The sequence below is a fragment of the Priestia aryabhattai genome (genome assembly GCF_023715685.1).
Lineage (GTDB): Bacteria > Bacillota > Bacilli > Bacillales > Bacillaceae_H > Priestia > Priestia aryabhattai_B.
On the sequence record NZ_JAMBOQ010000001.1, the window covers coordinates 1,146,881 to 1,169,036 of the forward strand.

At 38.2% G+C, this 22,156-nt stretch carries 21 protein-coding genes; 4 read left to right on the plus strand and 17 right to left on the minus strand.

Annotation, left to right across the window (positions count from 1 at the left end; all coding sequences use genetic code 11):
• Positions 1–481: 481 nt before the first annotated feature.
• The 5 genes from accA to dnaE form a co-directional block, all read right to left on the minus strand.
• The gene (gene accA, locus M3225_RS05925) at positions 482–1,459 is read right to left on the minus strand and encodes an acetyl-CoA carboxylase carboxyl transferase subunit alpha (RefSeq protein ID WP_251391658.1); all 978 of its coding nucleotides are present in this window, start codon (positions 1,457–1,459) and stop codon (positions 482–484) included.
• Complete coding sequence (gene accD, locus M3225_RS05930; protein WP_251391661.1) at positions 1,453–2,334, minus strand: acetyl-CoA carboxylase, carboxyltransferase subunit beta; 882 nt, start codon at positions 2,332–2,334, stop codon at positions 1,453–1,455. The genes accA and accD overlap by 7 nt, the downstream gene beginning before the upstream one ends.
• A gap of 228 nt (positions 2,335–2,562) precedes the next feature.
• A complete protein-coding gene (locus M3225_RS05935; protein ID WP_251391663.1) occupies positions 2,563–3,165 on the minus strand; it encodes a FadR/GntR family transcriptional regulator in 603 nt (200 codons plus the stop codon).
• Between the two features lie 79 nt (positions 3,166–3,244).
• Positions 3,245–4,474 carry an NAD(P)-dependent malic enzyme gene (locus M3225_RS05940; RefSeq protein WP_251391665.1) on the minus strand — a complete coding sequence of 410 codons (1,230 nt, stop codon included), beginning with the start codon at positions 4,472–4,474 and terminating at the stop codon, positions 3,245–3,247.
• Positions 4,475–4,675: 201 nt separating this feature from the next.
• Positions 4,676–8,026, minus strand: coding sequence for a DNA polymerase III subunit alpha (gene dnaE, locus M3225_RS05945; RefSeq protein WP_251391667.1), 3,351 nt, complete (start codon positions 8,024–8,026; stop codon positions 4,676–4,678).
• Positions 8,027–8,167: 141 nt separating this feature from the next.
• On the opposite strand from dnaE, the gene M3225_RS05950 reads away from it, so the two are divergent.
• The gene (locus M3225_RS05950) at positions 8,168–8,503 is read left to right on the plus strand and encodes a YtrH family sporulation protein (protein WP_013059455.1); all 336 of its coding nucleotides are present in this window, start codon (positions 8,168–8,170) and stop codon (positions 8,501–8,503) included.
• A complete protein-coding gene (gene ytrI, locus M3225_RS05955) occupies positions 8,500–9,018 on the plus strand; it encodes a sporulation membrane protein YtrI (RefSeq protein ID WP_251391669.1) in 519 nt (172 codons plus the stop codon). Before M3225_RS05950 ends, ytrI begins: the two co-directional genes overlap by 4 nt.
• 38 nt (positions 9,019–9,056) lie before the next feature.
• Here the strand turns inward: ytrI and M3225_RS05960 are convergent, their stop codons facing one another.
• Positions 9,057–9,995, minus strand: coding sequence for a DHH family phosphoesterase (locus M3225_RS05960; protein WP_251391671.1), 939 nt, complete (start codon positions 9,993–9,995; stop codon positions 9,057–9,059).
• Between the two features lie 251 nt (positions 9,996–10,246).
• Between M3225_RS05960 and M3225_RS05965 the strand changes: the two genes are divergently transcribed.
• On the plus strand, positions 10,247–10,543 hold the full coding sequence (locus tag M3225_RS05965) for a YtpI family protein (RefSeq protein WP_251391672.1): 297 nt from the start codon (positions 10,247–10,249) through the stop codon (positions 10,541–10,543).
• A gap of 26 nt (positions 10,544–10,569) precedes the next feature.
• On the opposite strand, the gene M3225_RS05970 is transcribed toward M3225_RS05965, so the two are convergent.
• The 7 genes from M3225_RS05970 to M3225_RS06000 all read right to left on the minus strand — a co-directional run bounded on the left by M3225_RS05970 (position 10,570) and on the right by M3225_RS06000 (position 17,302).
• On the minus strand, positions 10,570–11,886 hold the full coding sequence (locus M3225_RS05970) for a DRTGG domain-containing protein (protein WP_251391674.1): 1,317 nt from the start codon (positions 11,884–11,886) through the stop codon (positions 10,570–10,572).
• Positions 11,887–11,967: 81 nt separating this feature from the next.
• A complete protein-coding gene (locus M3225_RS05975; RefSeq protein WP_251391677.1) occupies positions 11,968–12,204 on the minus strand; it encodes a hypothetical protein in 237 nt (78 codons plus the stop codon).
• Positions 12,205–12,313: 109 nt separating this feature from the next.
• Positions 12,314–12,991 carry a metal-dependent hydrolase gene (locus tag M3225_RS05980; protein WP_251391866.1) on the minus strand — a complete coding sequence of 226 codons (678 nt, stop codon included), beginning with the start codon at positions 12,989–12,991 and terminating at the stop codon, positions 12,314–12,316.
• A gap of 113 nt (positions 12,992–13,104) precedes the next feature.
• On the minus strand, positions 13,105–14,226 hold the full coding sequence (ald, locus tag M3225_RS05985; protein ID WP_251391679.1) for an alanine dehydrogenase: 1,122 nt from the start codon (positions 14,224–14,226) through the stop codon (positions 13,105–13,107).
• A 150-nt stretch (positions 14,227–14,376) separates the two neighbouring features.
• On the minus strand, positions 14,377–14,544 hold the full coding sequence (locus M3225_RS05990) for a hypothetical protein (protein WP_013059463.1): 168 nt from the start codon (positions 14,542–14,544) through the stop codon (positions 14,377–14,379).
• A 164-nt stretch (positions 14,545–14,708) separates the two neighbouring features.
• A complete protein-coding gene (gene argH / locus M3225_RS05995; protein WP_251391680.1) occupies positions 14,709–16,097 on the minus strand; it encodes an argininosuccinate lyase in 1,389 nt (462 codons plus the stop codon).
• A complete protein-coding gene (locus tag M3225_RS06000; protein WP_013059465.1) occupies positions 16,094–17,302 on the minus strand; it encodes an argininosuccinate synthase in 1,209 nt (402 codons plus the stop codon). Before M3225_RS06000 ends, argH begins: the two co-directional genes overlap by 4 nt.
• A gap of 315 nt (positions 17,303–17,617) precedes the next feature.
• On the opposite strand from M3225_RS06000, the gene M3225_RS06005 reads away from it, so the two are divergent.
• Positions 17,618–17,932, plus strand: a complete 315-nt coding sequence (locus tag M3225_RS06005) for a hypothetical protein (RefSeq protein ID WP_251391682.1) — start codon at positions 17,618–17,620, stop codon at positions 17,930–17,932.
• Between the two features lie 25 nt (positions 17,933–17,957).
• Here M3225_RS06005 and M3225_RS06010 read toward each other — a convergent pair whose 3' ends face one another.
• From M3225_RS06010 to tpx, 4 genes are all read right to left on the minus strand, one after another.
• A complete protein-coding gene (locus M3225_RS06010; RefSeq protein ID WP_251391683.1) occupies positions 17,958–18,800 on the minus strand; it encodes an EcsC family protein in 843 nt (280 codons plus the stop codon).
• 231 nt (positions 18,801–19,031) lie between these two features.
• A complete protein-coding gene (locus tag M3225_RS06015) occupies positions 19,032–20,222 on the minus strand; it encodes an acetate kinase (RefSeq protein ID WP_013059468.1) in 1,191 nt (396 codons plus the stop codon).
• A gap of 196 nt (positions 20,223–20,418) precedes the next feature.
• On the minus strand, positions 20,419–21,411 hold the full coding sequence (locus tag M3225_RS06020; RefSeq protein WP_251391684.1) for a class I SAM-dependent methyltransferase: 993 nt from the start codon (positions 21,409–21,411) through the stop codon (positions 20,419–20,421).
• Between the two features lie 147 nt (positions 21,412–21,558).
• A complete protein-coding gene (tpx, locus tag M3225_RS06025; protein ID WP_251391685.1) occupies positions 21,559–22,059 on the minus strand; it encodes a thiol peroxidase in 501 nt (166 codons plus the stop codon).
• Between the last annotated feature and the right edge of the window lie 97 nt (positions 22,060–22,156).

A 22,156-nucleotide genomic window follows, 5' to 3' on the forward strand; every position in this document is an offset into this window, starting at 1 on the left:
ATTTCCTCCTATATATTTACTATTTACTCTTTAGGTAGGGCAAATAGCTATTTCCTTTACTAACCTTTTACTAGCAGGCTGTGAACAAATATTTTGTTACCTTAACTTGTCCACCTTGCTTTACATGTAGATTAACTTATGAAATACCTACGTAGCGCTGAATCAAATAGCAAACAAATACACAGCACTTTAACGATGAATTTCTTCATCGTTTGCTTCTTGTTTTACTATTCCCTGCAATTTATACAGCAATACTTGCTGCCTGATTTGTCTTATATATCTCACGTTTTAAAGAAAAAGACAAACGCTCGCACAGCTGCCAATAATCATAAGAAATTTTTAAAAACACTCTTTTTTCTCCTTTTACTTAAAGGTTTTTGCTGTCTATAAAATACCACGAAGAACTTGTAAACACAATAGAGAAGGGCTATACAAACAGCATAAAAACGCGCACCCTTATTTTTCAAGAGTGCACGTTTCTTTATTTTATAGTAATGGCATCGTTTTCAGCTGCAAATTGTCCGATTTTTTTGTATTTTAAATAACGCTCTTCCACTAGCTCTTCTTTTGATAAATTCAGCAGCTCTTTTAATGATTTCTTGATAATGCTCTCCATGTATCCAGCTTGTGCATCGATATCTCGGTGAGCTCCGCCTTTTACCTCTGAAACCACTTCATCTACAATACCCAGTTCTTTCAGATCTGGTGCTGTAATCTTCATCGTTTCAGCTGCTTTTTTCGCAAGAGAAGAATCTTTCCAAAGAATGGCTGCCGCTCCTTCTGGAGAAATAACTGAATACGTGGAGTTCTCAAGCATATGAAGGTGATTTCCCAAACCTAATGCCAAGGCTCCTCCGCTTCCTCCTTCTCCAATTACAATGCAAATAACAGGTACAGTTAAGCCAGCCATTTCGAAAAGATTTTTCGCAATAGCTTCACTTTGTCCGCGCTCTTCTGCCGCTTTCCCTGGATAAGCTCCTTTTGTATCAATAAAGCAAATAATTGGGCGGTTAAATTTCTCCGCTTGCTTCATTAGACGCAGTGCTTTACGGTAGCCTTCAGGATGAGGCATGCCAAAATTACGACGAATATTTTCTTTCGTGTCTTTACCTCTCTGATGTCCAATCACGGTAACAGGCACACCATTAAACTTGGCAATTCCTCCTACGATTGCTTCATCATCTCCATAAAAGCGATCTCCATGACACTCTAAAAAGTTTGTAAACAAGCGAGAAATATAATCAAGTGTTGTAGGACGCTCAGGGTGACGAGCAATTTGAACACGGTTCCACGGGCTTAGATGATTGTAAATATCGTTTTCTACTTTTTCTAAGCGATTTTCTAGCTTATCAATTTCGCTAGATAAATCCACTTCTGTATTTTTAGCAAACTCTTTAAGCTCTGCAATCTTGTTTCGCAACTCAACAATTGGACGTTCAAATTCTAATTCACTTACCACTCGATGTCACCTCCTGCTACGTGTATATCTAAAATAGTTGTTAACGTTTCTTTTAAATCGTGACGGTCAATAACTCCATCTAGCTGACCATGCTTCAACAGAAATTCCGACGTCTGAAAATCTTCTGGAAGCTCTTCTCTAATTGTTTGTTCAATAATACGTCTTCCAGCAAAGCCAATTAACGCGCCCGGCTCGGCTAGATTATAATCGCCTAATGAAGCAAAGCTTGCTGACACTCCTCCTGTAGTAGGATGTGTCATAATCGAAATGATTAAGCCGCCTCCATCACTGAACATTTTAAGAGCTGCGCTAGTTTTAGCCATTTGCATCAAGCTCAGAACACCTTCTTGCATACGTGCACCGCCTGAAGCTGTGAAAATAAGGAATGGAACATGCATTTCCTTCGCTTTTTCAATGGCACGAGTAATTTTCTCACCTACTACAGAGCCCATGCTTCCCATACGGAAATGTGAATCCATAACAGCAACCACTACTTTAATTCCTTCAATATCCCCTTCACCCGTAACAATCGCTTCACTTAAATTAGTTTTCTCACGATCTTTTTCAAGCTTTTCAAGATAGTCCGGGAACCCAAGAGGGTTTTCTGACGTCATATCTTTGTCATATTCAACAAACGTACCGTTGTCAATCAAGCTTTCAATACGCTCCGGTGCTGTCATTTGATGATGATACCCACAGTTTAAGCATACTTTTAAGTTTTTATTTAACTCTTTCGTATACATTATTTTTTTACACTTTTTACACTTGGTCATAATCCCTTCAGGTACATCTTGTCTCATATGCTCAGAAGGAATCGTAGCATATTTTCGTTTTTTTGGAGTTTTTGTGTTTTTTGTAAATAAATCTCGTAACAAGGTGTAACCTCCTTTTGGTTCTTTTCTTTACCATAAGAACCTTTATTCTTCCTCTTCTTCTACTACTTTACAAGTTGTGAAAGTCCGCCTCAAATACAAAACAAGCGACGGATAGACAAAAATTGGACGAATTGTTCGCTTCACTTTATTAGTTGCTATTTACTTTACTAGATGACTGTTTGATTTTGTGTAGAAAGATGGCATGTCTCTTTCGACAAATTCCTTCTTTCACACTTGTTTGTAGCATTGATGGTGAAGATTTAATACAGCTGCTTCATCTTTTTTAACTAACGCCTCTACTAATTCACTTATCAGAGTGTCGCTTGGCGCTGAGTTTTGTTGAAAAGTTTGAGAAAAGCGGCAAATAATCAGCCAGATTCGGTGTAATAGCCGATTAGGCTGCAAAGAAAACAAATAGTCAAACAAGCTCTTTAAACAATCGTCATTCTGTTTTTGAATTGCTTTCGAAACATTGATTTCGTGCTGTTCCGCTAAAACAGAAAACAAACAGCTCTTTTCAAGAATATATCTCGTCTGAATTAAATCTGATTTTGTTTTACCGTCTTGTACTAAAAAAGTAGCTAATAAATCAATAAATTGATGATCTCCTACTTCTTTAATAAACGTACCTTCACCTCTTCTAGTTTCAATCAACCCAATTAGCTCTAACGCTCTGAGCGCTTCTCGAACGGAAGAACGTCCTGCGCCTAACCGTTCAGAAAGCTCTCGTTCTGACGGGATTTTATCCCCCGTAGTTAAACGATCGTCTTCCATTAGCTGGCGAATTTGTTTTAGAATTTCTACATATACTTTTGAACGTTCATTCTTCAAGTTTACTACCACTCACTTTACATTACTTTAACAGGCATGCTTGAAGCATCATGCCTGTCAAAGAACAGTTGATGTAACCTTATTCAATAATCGCTAAGCGACGTGTATTTTCAGCTACGGCTTCTGGCTTTACTTTTATTCGGGCAACGCCTGTTTCCATAGCTGCCTTTGCAACAGCGGCCGCTACTGCAGGAGCCACTCGTGCATCAAAGGGACCTGGAATCACGTAGTCTGTATTCAAGTCCTCTTCCGTAATTAAATTAGCAATGGCCTCAACTGCAGCCATTTTCATTTTTTCATTAATATGAGTAGCACGCACATCTAGTGCACCTCGGAATATCCCCGGAAACGCTAAGACATTGTTCACTTGATTAGGAAAATCTGAACGTCCGGTGCCTATTACTTTCGCGCCAGCTTTTTTAGCTTCTTCTGGCATAATTTCAGGCACGGGATTTGCCATTGCAAAAATGATTGGGTCTGGATTCATCTTTGCAATCATCTCCGGTGTGAGTGCTCCTTCAACCGAAACTCCAATAAACACGTCAGCTTCTTCTAACGCATCAGCTAACGTCCCTTCTACTTTGCTTCGGTTTGTATAGGCTGCAACTTCATCTTTTATACGGTTCATGCCGTGAGGACGCTTGTCATAAATCGTTCCTTTGGAATCACACATAATGATATCGCGAACTCCATAGCTGTATAATAATTTAATAATAGCAATGCCAGCAGCTCCTGCTCCATTCGCTACCACTTTGATTTGTGACATTTTTCTTCCTGTCAGCTTCAGGGCATTAAGAAGACCCGCTACCGTAACAATAGCCGTTCCATGCTGATCATCATGAAAAACTGGGATATTTGTTTCCTTCTTCAACCGCTCTTCAATTTCAAAACAGTTAGGAGCCGCAATATCTTCTAAATTAACGCCTCCAAAAGTAGGTTCTAGCAATTTAACAGTTTCTATAATTTTGTCCACATCTGTCGTGTTTAAACAAATTGGGAATGCATCTACGCCGGCAAAACTTTTAAAAAGGACAGCTTTTCCTTCCATTACTGGCAGAGCAGCTTCAGGGCCTATATTGCCCAAGCCCAATACGGCAGTGCCATCAGATACAACAGCTACCATATTTCCTTTCATCGTATATTCATATACATTGTTTACATCATCATATATTTCTTTGCAAGGTTCTGCTACACCAGGGGAATAAGCAAGGCTTAAATCCTCGGCGTTTCGAACAGGAATTTTGGACTTTGATTCTAGTTTACCTTTGTTAATGCGGTGCATATGCAATGCTTCTTCACGTAAAGACAATGAATTTCACTCCCAATAAACAAAATGATAACAAATACTGCGCTTGAACCATGTTCTTTCCTATACTCATATGATGTTATAAATCCAATTGCATTTCATTTCAAGAAAAACGCATCTAATTCGTATATTTCATAAAAAAACGGTGGTCAGACCACTTTTTTAACTATTTTACCATATAACATCACATGAAATCTGTAAAGACTATATCTTCTTGAACACAACGTGCTTCTCTCCAAGCATTGCTTTTAAAGTCTTTATTAACTCGTCGCTTCGTTCAATAGAATAGTGAACGGGAAGCTTGACCAACTGACGTTCTGCCTCGTAATAAATTTTCACTGGGATTTTCCCTTTATGAGACTGAAAATGCTGGTAAATAGCATGCAGCTGCTTTTCTGTACCTTGTTTTGTTTCTATACGTAAGTATAATTCTTCTGACGGTAGTTTTTGAACCGCTTCGTTAGCAGCTTCAGCACGTTGACAAACAATTTGCTGCTGCCCATTTCTTTCATCTATCTTTCCTTGTATCAGTAAAACATTCCCTTGTTCAAACAGCAGACGGTTCTGCTCAAATACGCGGGGAAACGCAACAACTTCTCCTTCTCCACTTTCATCCGTGATGTACAAAAAGGCCATTTGCTCTCCTTTTTTCGTTCGAATGACGCGAATTCCCAACACAAATACTAAAAGAGAGACCGCTTTTCCTGAAGCGTATTCTTTCATATCGTGAAGAGGAACAATAGAATAAAAGGAATTCAGTGCTTCATACTGAGAAGCAGGGTGGCTTGATAAATAAAAACCTAGCATATCTTTTTCATACTGAAGCCGATCTTCTATTTTCAGTTCCTCTTTTTCTATATATTTAGGCTTTAACGAAAATTCAGTTCCAAATCCAAAGTCATCATCAGGGAGTACCAAGCTTGCATGTTCAAATGCCACATCAATCGTTGCTAATAAAGTAGCTCGATTTTCTCCAAACTCATCAAAGCCTCCAGACAGAATCAAAGCTTCAAGCGCCTTTTTATTGACGGCTTTTTGTGAAACCCGTGCACAAAAATCAAATAAGTCTTCGAATCTTTTTTTCTTTCGCTCTTCTGTTATTTCCTGCGTAGCTGCTGTACCAATATGTTTAATCGCTGCAAGGCTATACCTTATACTTTCACCTTCTACGTTAAACGAATACATGCTTTTGTTAATAGAAGGTGGGAGAACTTGTATTTTTTTCCTTTTTAGTTCATTAATATATTGAGCAATTTTCCCTTCGTTTCCAATAACACTCGTTAATAAAGCTGAAAAGAACTGTAGCGGATAATGTGCTTTCAAATAAGCTAACTGATAGGCTACCATACTGTAAGCAACGGCATGACTCCGGTTGAAACCATAATCAGCAAAACGCACAATAAGATCATACACCCGATTAGCAACGGATAAGTCATATCCTTTCTTCTCGCTTCCTTGAATAAAATGAGCTCGTTCACGATCAAGCACTGCTCGTTCTTTTTTACTAACTGCCCTTCTCAACAAATCTGCTTCCCCAAGAGAAAAACCAGCCATTTTTGAAGCAATCTGCATAATTTGCTCCTGATACACGATAACGCCATGCGTGGATTGTAAAATGTCTTTAAGCGTAGGATGATCATATATGACTCTCTCCACTCCATGCTTGCGCTTAATATAGGTTGGAATATTTTCCATCGGACCAGGTCTATACAGCGCGTTAACTGCTACAATATCTTCTAGCTCTGTAGGTTTTAATTGCTGAAGCACTCTTCTCATTCCATCTGACTCTAGTTGAAAAATCCCGGTCGTATCTCCTTTACTCAGCAGTTCAAAAGTTTTCTGATCGTTAAATGGTATATGAGACAGTGAAAGCTTTCGATTCATGTCCCGCTCGATTTTCTTTAAAATATGATCTAAAATGGTTAAGTTGCGCAAACCTAAAAAGTCCATTTTCAAAAGCCCAACGTCTTGCAGAGCTTCCATTGGATATTGAGTCAGATATACATCATCATGCCCTTCTTGTACAGCTACAGATTGCGTCAGCGGCTTCTCACTAATCACAACGCCTGCTGCATGCGTAGAAGTATGCCTTGGCAGTCCTTCTATCTTCATGGCAATGTTGTACCATTGTTTTCTGGCTTCATTTTCAGATAAATAGTCTTGAAGAACTCTTGAATCACGAAGAGCGCTTTTTAACGTTGTGCCTGGTTTAGTTGGAATCGCTTTGGACATTTTGTTTAACGCCTCTTGATCAAATCCCATCACTCTCCCTACATCACGTACGGCTGCTTTAGCTGCTAATGTTCCAAACGTAATGATTTGAGCCACATGCAGCGCTCCATATTTTTGAGCGACATATTGAATGACTTGATCTCGTTTATTATCAGGAAAATCAATATCAATATCAGGCATGGAAATACGTTCAGGGTTTAAAAACCGCTCAAATAGAAGCTGATGCTGAATTGGGTCAACATTTGTAATTCGTAAGGCGTATGAGACCAGTGAGCCTGCCGCTGAGCCACGACCTGGGCCCGTTAAAATACCGTGTTCATAAGCATAATTCATAAAATCCCACACGATAAGGAAGTAATCACTAAAGCGCATATTTTCAATAATGTTCAGCTCATAATCTAAGCGTTCCTGGTATTGTTCCGTGATCACTTGAACTCTTTCTTGCAATCCTTTTTCGCAGAGAGTGCGCAAGTAGGTTGATGATGTAACAGGCCGGGGAACAGGATATTTTGGAATGGACATTACGCCTAGAGAAATTTCAAGCTCACATCGTCTTGCGATTTTTATACTTTCTTCTATTAAAAAATGCTGATCATGAAAGAGAGCTTCCATTTCATGAGGTGATTTGAAATAGTACTCGCTGCTCTCTTCTTGCATCTGTTCATCGCTATGTAGTTTCTCTCCGTCTCGAATAGCAGCTAAACAATCATACGCATCCCGATCTTCTTTTTTTAAATACTTCACTTGGTTCGTTGCAACGAGCGGGATATTTTCCTCAGCAGCAAGTTCCGTTAACTGCTGATTTATAAAAGCTTCATCCTGTCCGTGGCGCTGTATCGATATATACAAAGACTGCGAATATATTTTTTTAAAGAATTGAAGCACTCGCTTAGCATCTTGAAGTCTGTTTTCTGCTAGCAAGGTTTCAACTTCTCCCGTTACACCGGGTGTAATAGCAATCAACCCGCTGCTGTAATGCTGGAGCCATTTTTTATTTACACCGTGTTTCTCCTTGGTTTGAACTAAACTGCTTAGTTTTAATAGATTTTCATATCCCTTATCATTTTCCGCTAACAAAACTAAAGGATATGCTCGCTCGCTTTCTTCATGTTCTAAGATTGATAATGTGAGCCCAATAATCGGCTTGATCCCCGCTTTCACGCAGGCTTTATAAAAAGGAATGACTCCGTACATCACGTTTTCATCAGTCAAAGCAATCGCTTCATAGTTCATTTTCTTAGCTGTTTCTACAAGTTCATGAATACGAACGGAACTGCTTAGTAAGCTATAAGAACTTTGAAGCTGCAAGTGAACAAAAGGCACAGGACTTCCCACCTTTCTTTAATTCTTTATTCTCATTATAAATTTTGTTGCCAGCGTAGACAAATTACATAACTCTGAGCGTTTGTCCATATATATGTAGGAAGCGTGATTCATTGATAAAATAGTAAAGGAGGACGCGTCATGACAAAAGAGCCTTTTATGTCTCTTTTCATTTGGAGTTACTTCACTTCATTAGGTATTATTTTAGGCGGTTCATTAATTGGAGCATTTGCGGGGTTTTTAATTGGAAAATCTCCTTTATACGTCATGCATACTCTCAGCAACAGCTTAAAAATCTGGGCAATTGTCGGAGCCATTGGAGGAACATTTGATACGTTTTACAGCTTTGAGCGAGGACTCTTTGAAGGAGCCACAAAAGATGTATTCAAACAAATTCTTTTAATTCTATCCGCTATGGGAGGAGCTCAGACCGGGGCTCTTATCATTAAGTGGTTAACTCAGGAGCATTTTGTATGAGGGTACCCAGTGAGCGAATGTTCAAGCGCTCCGACTGGCAGCGTTTTTTTGCCGGTATTGTCATTGGAGCAATTGTCAGCTGGGGAGTGTTTTTAACGATTTATGGCGTTTCAAGAGATAGAGAGCTAGAAGAGGTTCGGATTGCTAATGATAAGCTAGAAAAAGCAAATTTGCAAATTAGCGCATGGCAAGAAGATGTAAAAGCATTAAACAAGGAAATGAAACAGCATTTGATTATTCAAAATGTGAAAGTAAAATTAGTAAATGGCAATCGTTATAAAGTAAATTCTGTGGTTGAATATAATATTCAAAAAAGCGTCGATGAAGAAGCGCAGCACTTAATTGCCCAAGATATTGAAAGTGCATACCGAAGCCGGGATATCTTAAAAAAAGCAATTGAAAATAAAAAATACGAATTCGATAAAACGGTTTATGAAGTTGAAGTTCATCAAATTTATTTTTATACAACGCTTTCGATTGAAGTTCGAATTAAAAAGATGGAAAAAGTACTATAAAAAGCCGCTGATTTAAAATCAACGGCTTATTTTACAGATTACTTCTGACTGCAAAGCTCTTCTAAATCAAGCAGTAAAGGCTCTACTTCTTCCCATGAATAAATGGAAGCGCCGGACGCAAGAGGATGACCTCCTCCGTTGTATTTTCTAGCAATTGTATTAATGACAAGCTCTTTTGAACGAAGGCGAACACGAATTTGATTTTCTTCCTCCACAAAAAACACCCACGTTTTCACTCCATCAATTTGTCCTAACGAACCGACTAGCTGAGAGGCATCAGCTGGTGTCACATCATATTTGCGAAGAATTTCATTTGGAATTTTCATATGAGCAACTCCTGCTGGAGACATCGTGAAGTTTTGCAGCACATATCCATGTAAATGAGCGACGTTTTCTTTTGTTTTGTATAACTGGTCATATACATCTTTAAAATTAAAACCATACTGAATCAATTCACTTGCATAGCAGAACGTTTTTGGCTTTGTATTTGGAAATAAAAATCGGCCCGTATCTCCGACGATACCACTGAAGATCAGCTTTGCTCCTTCATCATTAAGAGATAACCCCTTTTCTTTTCCTTCCAAGTAAAATTCATAAATCATTTCGCTTGTTGAAGAAGCAGACGTCTCAACCCAAAGCAAATCACCGTAAGGAGTTTGGTTTGGGTGGTGATCAATTTTAATGACCATTTTTCCATTTACATAGCGCTGATCTGATACTCGTGCTTCATTAGCCGTATCACAAACAATGACAAGCGCATCCTCATAGGTGGCATCAACGATATCATCCATACGGTATAAAAATTTTAATGACTCCGCTTCTTCTCCCGTTACGTATACCTTCTTCTCTGGAAAAGATGTTTTTAACAATTCCGCTAACCCGCACTGAGATCCGTATGCATCTGGATCTGGACGAATGTGCCGATGAATAATAATAGTGTCAAACTGCTTAATAGCTTCTAATATTTGTGCTTTCATTCTCTCTCTCCTGTCAATACTATTCTTATTTTATGTATGTACCACATGCACTTACATTTCCACAGCGCTGTATCCATATTATTTATTAAATCATATCTATTCTCTTTTTTAAAAGAAGAATCAATTAATAGTAGAATTTTCTGTCATCGACCTGTAAAATAATAGATACTACTGTAAACACTTTCAACACTACCGATTACTAGCATCTAGAAACATTACGGATAGAAATACACCGGACTGGAGGGGCGTTTGTGCCATTTTTTATGATTTTAATCGTTGTGTCCTTTGTTTTCTACATGTATTTAAAAGTAAAATACGTACGTTCGAAACGTCCAATGGAACGAAAGTGGATTTCCGCTAAATCGAGTATTTGTCTCGGCTCTTTTGTATTGTTTTTTGGGATCAACCAATGGTTTATTTACGAGACAAACCTTTCGCTTATCATTGGCATATTATTTGTATTATTCGGTTCAGGCAGCATATTAGCAGGTGTCAAATCTTACAAGCACTATCAGCCTTATGCGATAAAAGAAGCAGATCAAATGTAAAAGAAGCTGCAAAGCAGCTTCTTTTTTTATACTCTTTCTAATAACTGAGCCATCATCATCGCTTTCCCTACTACAACCCCAGCATTGTAGACTTCTACATCTAATTTAGCAAACTTCCGACCAAGTTCTAATAGCTTAGGACGAATTTCAATTACACTTTCAATTTGAACCGGCTTAATAAAATAAACGGTGATGTTTTCAATAACCAAATCACCTTTTTTATATAAGCGAAGAACACGATTGGCGGCTTCCGTCACAATAGTAGTGAAAACTCCGTATGAAATAGTCCCCATATAATTCGTCATCTGCGGCGTTACTTCACAGCGATACACCGGTGCTTCTTTTGTCTCTTGTACGTCCATAAATTGATTTGTTACAATGTCGTCAATGGTTTCTCCTACCTGCGGTTGACGCTGAATCATTTGCAGCGCCTTTAAGACGTCTTGACGGCTGATAATGCCCTCTAGTCGGTGGTAATCATCCACTACAGGCAGCACTTCAATCCCTTCCCATACCATCATATGTGCAGAAGAAGCGACCGATGTTTTCCCGTGAACTGTCATCGGATTTTTCGTCATGACTTTTTCGATCGAAGTAGAAAGGTCATATCCAATAACATCTTTTGATGTGACCATACCATGAACTTTCATATGCTGATCCACTACAGGAAAACGACTGTGATGGGTCTTATCGTTACACTCATGCCATTTTTCAATTGTATCGGTTAACTGCAAGCTAACCGCTTCAGAGACGGGTGTTAAAATATCCTCTACAAGCACAATTTCTTTTTTTATCAGTTGATCATAAATAGCACGATTAATCATCGTTGCAACTGTAAACGTATCATAGCTCGTTGAAATAATAGGAAGCTTAAGATCATCCGCCAGCTTTTTGACCCATTCTTCCGTATCAAAGCCGCCTGTAATTAACACGGCTGCTCCTGCTTCAAGAGCTAATTCATGAGCGTTTACTCGATTCCCTACGATAAGAAGGTTTCCAGCCTCGGTATATCTCATCATAGCTTCAAGCTTCATCGCTCCAATAACAAACTTATTTAACGTTTTATGCAAGCCTTCACGTCCGCCCAGCACTTGTCCATCCACGATGTTTACTACTTCAGCAAACGTGAGCTTTTCAATGTTTTCTTTCTTCTTTCGCTCAATTCGAATGGTCCCAACTCGTTCAATCGTTGAAACATATCCTTTATTTTCTGCGTCTTTTATTGCTCGGTACGCCGTGCCTTCACTGACATTCAGTTCTTTGGCAATTTGGCGCACTGAAATTTTTTCACCAATTGGAAGCGAATCAATATACTGTAAAATTTGCTCATGTTTTGTCGCCACGTGTACTTCACCCTTCTAAAACGTTTTTACGTTTCATATGTCTTTTCTTTTATTATACGGGGGAAGTGAAATGGATTCAATCTAACCTCTTTGACGCAAAGGCTTTCTCGTACTATTTTTTTGAATACCGGTCTTTTTCCGACGCGGTGCATAAAGTAGTGATGACAAATTTCCTCCGGCTACAAAAAGAGCAAAGGTAAGCCAGCTTATACTAAAAATCCCTTGCAAACTCGAAGTTGTTAACACTAAGTGCGGCATTGCATAGTAAAGCATCACTCCGCATAGTAAAAGCGATAAAATAACTCGATTTTTTTCCATAACTCTCCCTCCTTATTATTACTATCGTATGCAGGGGAGTAAAAAAAGCAGAACGTTTCTTTACAAATAAAAAACACGATGCAGCTGCACCGTGTTCTCTTCTTTATGACTAAAAATCCAATCCTTCTCCAGCTTTTAATACTTTTCCTTCAATACCAGATAAAGACTCAACAAATTGATGAGGATCTTGCTTAATCACAGGAAATGTATTGTAGTGAATTGGCACAACAAGCTTTGCCTGCACCCATTCCGCTGCGATAGCCGCATCTTCAGGTCCCATTGTAAAGTTATCTCCAATTGGAAGAAACACTAAGTCGGGCTTATGACGACCAATTAATTTCAAATCAGAAAATAAAGCTGTATCTCCAGCATGATAAATCGTCTTACCTTCAATTGTTAAAAGCAAACCAGCCGGCATTCCTGTATAAATAATTTTTTCATTATTCTCTGTATAACTTGAACCGTGGAAAGCTTGTGTCAATTTCACCGTGCCAAAATCAAATGTATAGGCTCCGCCTATGCTCATTGGATGTACGTTTAAGCCTTGCCAGCTAAGATATGTAGCTAATTCTGCTACTGCCACAACAAGTGCACCGCTGCGCTTAGCAATTTCAACCGTGTCGCCTACATGGTCGTTATGGCCATGAGTCAGTAAAATCACATCTGCTTTTACATCTTCAGTATTTAAATCTGTTAATTCATTTCCAGTGATAAACGGGTCAATTAAAATTGTTTTTCCTTTTGTTTCAATTTTAACAATAGAATGTCCATGATAAGAAACGTGCATCATTTATTCTCTCCTTTTACACTAACCTTTTCTATATTCTACCCGTCTGTTTTGGTTACAAAACAAGTGAATACGCGGCTATCATATCACAAACAGCGCAAAAACATGCCTTATTATGCTTGCTCTAATAAAGTTGTTGCATCAGCGTAAGTTAGACCGTGCGCATCTGCCACAGCCGCATAAGCGACAAACCCGTTTAGTGTGTTGATACCTTGAAGAAGGGAAGGATTTTTTAAGCACGCTTTTTTATATCCCTGACTCGCTATTTGCAGAGCATAAGGCACCGTTACGTTGGTCAGTGCTAAGGTCGACGTGCGGGGAACAGCTCCTGGCATATTAGCAACAGCATAATGCAAGACCTCATGCTTCGAATAAGTTGGGTTATCGTGAGTGGTAATACGATCAGTTGTTTCAAAAATCCCGCCTTGATCAATGGCAATATCAACCACAACTGACCCTTTTGACATCGTTTGAACCATTTCCTCGGTGACAAGCTTTGGCGCTTTAGCTCCAGGTATGAGGACCGCTCCTATCACTAAATCTGACTCTTTTACAGATTGTGCGATATTGTAATGATTTGACATTAATGTCGTCACTTCTTTTCCAAATAAATCATCAAGCTGGCGAAGGCGATCAGCATTTAAATCAATTATTGTGACATCAGCCCCTAATCCAACCGCAATTTTAGCAGCGTTGGTTCCTGCTACTCCTCCTCCAATAATCGTTACTTTCCCTCTTTGCACGCCTGGAACTCCACTTAACAAAATCCCTTTGCCACCTTTGGTTTTCTCTAAAAATTGAGCTCCAATTTGAGAAGACATTCTTCCTGCAACTTCGCTCATCGGCGTTAACAGAGGCAAGCTTTTATTTGGAAGCTGTACGGTTTCATAAGCGATGCCCACTACCTTTTTATCAATCAATGCTTTCGTTAATGCTTCTTCAGCTGCCAAATGTAAATACGTAAACAAAATAAGTCCTTCACGAAAATATCCGTATTCTTCTGAAATCGGTTCTTTTACTTTCATAACCATTTCAGCATCCCATGCTTCTTTTGCAGTATTTACAATAGAAGCTCCTGCATTTGTGTAATCTTCATCATGAAATCCAGAGCCTTCTCCTGCCTGTGTTTCAATGTATACATCATGCCCACCGTTAACTAAAGCTGTGACACCAGCTGGAGTAATAGCCACGCGATTTTCATTGTTTTTTACTTCTTTCGGCACCCCAATTTTCACCTTTATCCCTCTTTTCTTATATCAGTGATTAACTGAAAAAAGAACGCCATACCAAATCCTTTAGAAAACCGGATTTACTATGACGTTACCTTTCGATAGAGCTCAGCATAATCCTGCTTTTCTTAGTCTATATACAGTATATGCATGTAGTTATTCATATAGTTCGTTATCACTCTGTGCTTCTGGATTTTCAACCACAGAAGCCATAGCATCGCCAATGACGCCGCTTGAATAAGAATCCATTAGCTGTCTTGATGTCTCTTTTTCTCCTTCAAAATCATATTCATATACATGCTGCGGGTGTTTTTTGTCTTTCATGTGTCACTTCTCCTTTTTCACTATATTTTCTTTATGAATGTGAACTTTACTTCATAATACCTTACATGATCTTTTCTATTTTCTTCTTAAATGCTCTAGTTATACCATTTATCTCACATCAAAAAACGCCCGCAGATTTTTCTGCGGACGTTTTGAGAACTTTTTTATATCGATGCTTTTTCGTGTAATTCATCTTTAGCTAGCTGAATTGCTTTTTTCACTTGTTCAAACCCTGTTCCTCCCGCGCTATTGCGACGATTAACAGCTGTTTTCGGACTTAATACATGATAGATGTCTTCCTCGAATAAATTTGACGCTTCCTTATATTGCTCGAGCGGCAAATCCATTAGGTAGATATTTTTCTGAATGCAAACGAGAACCAGTTTCCCAACCACTTCATGTGCTTCACGAAAAGGCATACCTTTTGAAGCAAGATAGTCAGCTAACTCCGTTGCATTTGAAAAATCTTGTTTCGTAGCTTTTTCCATAACATCTGTTTTTACTGTCATTGTTTCGATCATGCCAGCAAAAATTGTCAAACAGCCTTCAATCGTTGTAACCGTATCGAACATGCCTTCTTTATCTTCTTGTAAGTCTTTGTTGTATGTTAAAGGCGTGCCTTTTAACACAGTCAACAAGCTAAATAAATGACCATATACTCGTCCTGTTTTACCACGAATTAACTCCGCCATATCAGGATTTTTCTTTTGAGGCATAATACTGCTGCCTGTTGCGTACGTATCATCCATTTCAATAAATTGAAATTCTTGACTAGACCATAAAATTAACTCTTCACAAAAACGAGATAAATGCATCATTAAAATAGAACTGTTGCTTAAAAACTCTAAAATAAAGTCACGGTCGCTGACAGCATCCATACTGTTTTGATAAATCCCATTAAAGCCTAGAAGTTCCGCGCTGTAATGACGATCAATTGGGAATGTCGTACCAGCTAAAGCTCCTGCTCCTAAAGGAGATAAATCAATACGCTTTAGCGATTCCGCATAACGCTCAGCATCGCGCTTGAACATTGAAACATAAGCCATTAAATGATGAGCAAAAGAAACCGGCTGCGCGCGCTGTAAATGTGTGTAGCCTGGAAAAATGGTTTCGACATGCTGATCTGCTTTTGTAAGCAGTACATCTTCTAGATTTTCAATCAGCCCTACAATTTGCTGAACATGCTTTTTTAAATACAAGTGCATATCTGTGGCAACTTGATCATTACGGCTTCGACCCGTATGAAGCTTTCCTCCAACCGGCCCAATTTCATCAATCAATAACTTTTCTAAATTCAAATGAATATCTTCATATTGAGCAGAAAATGTTAATTCTTTCTTCTTAGCTTTTTCAAGCAGTGTTTGAAGACCTTTTTTAATTTGTGATGCTTCATCTCCAGAAAGAATGCTGCATTTTTCAAGCATTGTTACATGCGCTAAACTGCCTTCAATATCTTCTTCTACAAGATGCTGATCAAATGAGATTGACGCACCGAACTCGTCAATCCATTGTTCAGGGCGTTTCGTAAAACGCCCTCCCCAAAGTTTGGTCATACCGTTGTCACCTTCTTTTGATTTACCATGCTGCTCACTTGTGTTGGAAGACCCCATAATGAGATAAAGCCAACTGCTGCATTGTGATCAAATTCATCTTCTTTTGTATATGTTGCAAGTTTTTCATTGTATAAAGAATTAGGGGATTTACGTCCCTCTACGATAGCATGCCCTTTAAATAGTTTTACTCTCACTGTTCCGTTCACATATTGCTGCGTATCTTTTAAGAATGCAAGCAGTGAATTTGTTAATGGAGAGAACCATAAACCTTCATAAATAACTTCTGTTAATTTTTTCTCAATCACTGGTTTGAAGTGCGCTACTTCTTTCACTAATGTTAAATCTTCAAGCTCTTTATGTGCTTTAATTAATGTCATAGCAGCTGGACACTCATATACTTCACGTGATTTGATTCCCACAAGACGGTTTTCTACATGATCAATACGTCCGACTCCGTGCTTACCTGCAATTTCATTCAATTCTAGAATTAACTGAGCTAGCGTGTAAGATTGACCATTTAATGATACTGGAACACCTTCAACGAATTCAATTTCTACTACATCCGCTGTGTCAGGAGTGTTTTCAAGAGAAGCCGTTAGGTCATATGCTTCTTCAGGTGGAGCTGCCCAAGGATCTTCAAGAACGCCACACTCGTTACTTCTTCCCCATAAGTTTTGGTCAATTGAAAATGGACTGTCTAAGTTAATTGGAATTGGAATATTCTTTTCTTTTGCATACTCAATTTCTTCTTCACGAGACCATTTCCAGTCACGAACAGGAGCTAAAACTTCTAAGTGTGGATTTAATGCTTTAATTGATACTTCGAAACGCACTTGGTCATTTCCTTTTCCCGTACATCCATGTGCGACAGCTACTGCATTTTCTTGTTCTGCTACTTCTACAAGCTTTTTAGCGATTAGCGGTCTAGATAGTGCAGATACTAATGGATATTTTCCTTCATATAACGTGTGTGCTTGAAGTGCTGCTAATGCAAATGTATTGGCATATTCTTCTTTTGCATCAATCACATATGACGATACCGCTCCAACTGTTAATGCTTTTTCTTTAACGAATTTTAAATCTTTTCCTTCGCCTACGTCTAAACAGCAAGCTACCACATCGTACCCTTTTTCCTGTAACCATTTAATTGCAACTGATGTATCTAAACCTCCGGAATATGCTAAAACAACTTTTGGATTACTCATCATCTATTCCTCCTACAAATTTCATATATATTAATACAACCGTTTTAATTTTTATTCATTTAATCTACTATTACTTTAACAACTTTTTAATCTATTTTCAATAGTTATTCAAAAAAAAGTATATAAATTCACATTTATTTTAATTTAATAGGATAAAATCTCTTAAAATACTGTAAAAATAGACATGAGTGAATGTTCCTACCTTAAATACTGTGTATATTTATATGCATAAACCAAGTATAAATGATTTATTTTTTCACTTACAGTAGCTCTGGCTTTTGTCATTGTATAAAATGGAAGGGAAGAGGTGAAAAAATGGAGCGCTTTTTTACTTATGACAACAGACTCGGTATAAAAATTCCTGCTCTTGAAAGAGAATGGACATTCTATTCTGAAAAAGTTCAGCAGGATATCCTCCTAACGTGGGAATCCATTCGGGGGCAGATTCCAGACAAAATTCAATCTTTAGAAAAGAGTATTAATCAAAAACAAGCAGCATTAGAAGATGAGGCTAATTTTATCCGCTCCTGTGAATTAAATAGCGAGATAGGAGAACTTGCTTCTATTATTAATGATTTATGGCTTTGGTATCGAACGAATGAGGAAATATCAAAAAAAGTTCACGGATAGACAAAAAAACGAGTCTCATGAAAAATTAATGAGACTCGTTTTTCTTATCCAACAAATAGCGGTATTGGTAAAAGCGCTTCGCATAATCTGTCACTTGTTTGGCCATTCGATAATTCATCCCTCCGCCAACCATCATACTCACAATTGGCAAACGATTATAAACTTTTCGTTTCGCAGTAAATATAGCTAGCGTTTTCCCAATTTGCACAACGATTTTTTGCAGCCATGTCTTATCTACAATTTGATCAACACCTTCATAAAAATACGGGTCAAATTCTTGGCTTAACTCGCTCTTTAATTGATGCCACCCCTCAGCCTGAAGGTGTCTAGGTAACGTTGCTGCATGAAAAACTTTTAGCGTTAGCATAAGCTCTGAAGGAGTCTGAATATGATAACCGTAGCTCATTGCTGCCTGTTGCACTGCTTGAATATTCATGCATAAAACAGCGGGTATATCAATACCGACTAGCAGCGATTGTCCGGTTCCTGAAAGTGCTCCTTGACTTAGCGCATACAACCGAAGCTTGGCCATTTGCTGTTCGCATATATAAGAAAGCTGATCTACTTGAAGGGAATTCACTTCTGACAAATCTGTGATATCTTCTTTGAATACACGGGCTGTTTCAATAATTCGTTTTGTCGCTTGATTTTGCATTTCCGTACCTTGAATTAATGCAGTCAACTGAAAAAGTCCCTCATCAATTTTATGTAAATAGGTCTCACGAACAGAAGAAGGAATTAAGTTAATCCCTTTTTCTAACCATTCTTCGTATAATAACTCCATCTCAGTTGCTTCTACGCTCTGTAAGCTCTCTTCCCATTTGTAGATTTCTTCTAAAAGCTGTTCTTCGCGATTCGTTAGTATCATCATGTCACCCTTTCAAGAAATAAGTAATTTTATTTTTATTATAACAAATAATGCACCCGTTACATTTTCCTTCCTATATTATTTCTTTCTTCTATATGTTGTAAACCTTCTTTCAACCGTCAGCTGTTTACGCTATATAAAAAAGCTGATTTCCTAAGAAGGAAATCAGCTTTTAGTTAGTTTGCCTGACAATTTATGAGAATTCATTCATTGAAGAGGCACTTTATGAACTTAAATATTCGCTAAACGAGTAACGTCACGTGCAATCATAACTTCTTCGTCTGTAGGAATAACCATAACTTTAACTGGAGAATGAGGATAGCTAATAAATGCTTCTTCTCCTTGTACACTATTTAAAGCTGGATCCCAATAAACGCCCATAAACTCTAAACCACGAAGAACGCGAGCACGTACAACATCACTGTTTTCCCCAATACCTGCTGTGAAGATTATTGCATCTACACCAGACATACGAGCAGCATAAGAGCCGATATATTTATGAATACGGCTAGCAAATACTTCAAGTGCTGTTTCAGCGCGTTCATTGCCTTCAGCGCTTGCTTTGATTAGATCGCGTAGGTCACTAGAAATACCAGATACACCTAAAAGACCACTTTCTTTATTTAATACATTTAATACTTCATCCGCAGTTTTTCCTGTTTTCTCCATAATAAATGGAATTAATGCAGGGTCAATATTACCTGAACGAGTCCCCATTGCTACACCAGCTAATGGTGTGAAGCCCATTGATGTATCAATTGACTTGCCGCCTTCAATTGCAGCGATACTTGCACCGTTACCTAAGTGACAAGAGATTAAGCGCAATTGTTCAATTGGACGGCCAAGAAGCTCAGCTGCACGCTCAGAAACATATTTATGAGATGTGCCGTGGAAACCGTATTTACGAACGCCATACTTTTCATAGTACTCGTACGGTAAGCTGTACAAGAATGATTTTTCTGGCATTGTTTGATGGAATGCTGTATCGAAGACTGCTACAGCTGGAACATTTGGAAGAATATCTTGGAACGCTTTAATTCCCACAATGTTTGCTGGGTTGTGAAGCGGTGCTAAATCAGATAAAGCTTCAATTTCCGCTAGTGTTTCATCTGTGATTAAAACAGAATCAGCAAATTTCTCTCCGCCGTGTACTACACGGTGACCTACACCAGTGATTTCATCGTATGATTGAATGATGTTTTGAGAAAGTAACTTTTCAACTAAAATTTTAACTGCAACAGCATGGTCTGGGATTTCTGTAATATCCGTTTGTTTTTCACCATTTACCGAGATCGTGAAAACAGCGTTATCTAAACCAATTCGTTCTACTAAACCTTTTGTTAATACCGTCTCACTTGGCATTTCAAATAATTGAAACTTAAGTGAAGAACTGCCGGCGTTGATTGCCATGATTTTTGACATAAAAAAACAGCTCCTTCTTTATTATACGTGCATCATAAACATAACGAACAGAACATAAAAGTGTAATCTCTACAATATTCTATGCATTTCGACACGATTTCTATCCTTATTCATTTAATCATCCACGACAATAGATTTCAAGAGCTATACATCATGAAAACGCTACCGACAAATATTCATTATTTTCGAAAAAGACTTACTTTTTATTAACGCGGAACCATTGGTCCATTTGAGTCATAATATCACTCATTGCTTCTCGATTACTGAACTTCGGCAAATTCACAAGCAGCGCTTGATCAGGCGCTGTTACCCCTTCTCCCTGCTTTTGAAGGATGATGATACTCTTAGCAGCCTGTTCTTGTTTGAACAATGAAAGTGGCAGCTGAACGATTCCTTGAACGATTGCTTCCTCTTTTAGCAGCGGCTGTAATAAATGAGACTGTTCAGATTCGAACAAGTTATTTGGAATAAGGGCAACTACGTATCCTCCGTCTTTTACATGACGCAAGCTTTGTTCAATAAATAAGTGATGAGCATAGGTATGACCTTCTTCAGCTCTTACTTTATACTCTTTTGCCCCTTCATCGTTTGGATAATAACCAACCGGCAGGTCACAGACAACTAAATCAACAGGATCAATAAAAAGCGGCTGTAAGCTGTCTTGATTGAATAATTGAACGCCGTGCTTCTGTAGATTCGCATTTACATATGTCAATTGAAGTAATAAATCATCTACATCTACACCGTATACGTGTTCAATTGACGCAGCGTGTGTATTTAAAATTGTTGTTAATAAGTTCCCTGCTCCTACTGCTGGATCTAAAAGCGTATATTTATCTTTTCCTGCCATGAACTTTCCAACTAGATAGCTGACAAATAGTCCTACAGCATCAGGCGTCATTTGATGGTTAGGCTGAACTGCTTCTTTCATCCCTTTTAAAATAGCTAGCTGATACGCTTTTCGAATAGTTTCTTTCTCAAAATTATCAAGCGTGATTGAATCGTACTCTTTTTTTAAACGTTTTTTGGTTACCTCATCTAGTTCTTCTTGCAAAATAGTTCCTTGAAACAAGTTTTCTCCTGTTTCAGCTACTGCTTCTAAATATACGCAGTTTAGTTCTTTTCTTAAAATAATAGCTGTTTGATCAATTACACCAAATAGCTTTTCCATACTAGCTAACTGACTCATATTCTGCCTCCTGTGTAATGAAATAATATCTATATAAATGAGTAAACGTCCTATTTGGAACATCATATTTTATCATAAAAACTTCTTAAAACACAAAGAAGGCGAAAAACATTGTTTTCCGCCTTCTGCCGAACACCACCGACAATCTTACTTAGCTGTTTTAGCTGCTTCGATTGCTGCTTCGTAGTTCGGATGCTCAGTTACTTCTGGTAAGTACTCAACATACGTTACATTGTCATTTGAGTCTACTACAAAGATTGAACGAGCTAATAAGCGTAATTCTTGAATAGCTACACCATATGCTTCTCCGAAAGATAAGTCGCGGTGGTCAGATAAAGTTTGAACATTATCAATGCCATTAGCACCACACCAGCGCTTTTGAGCAAACGGTAAATCTACGCTTACTGTTAATACTTTTACGTTATCTAATTTAGCTGCTTCTTCATTAAAGCGGCGAGTTTGCGCATCACAAACTCCAGTATCAATAGAAGGAACTACACTGATTAGGCGAACAGAACCCTTTGTGCTGTCAAGCGTTATTTCTGATAAATCATTTGCTAAAACGGTAAAGTTTGGAGCCTTGTCTCCAACCTTCACTTGATTTCCTAATAATGTTACATCGTTACCTTTAAATTTAACCTTAGTCACGAATAATTCCTCCTTTAAATAAGTATGTACACTGTTCATATTAGCTTGTCTGTCTCTATATTGCAATTAAATGACATACAAAACATAGCGCTGCAAG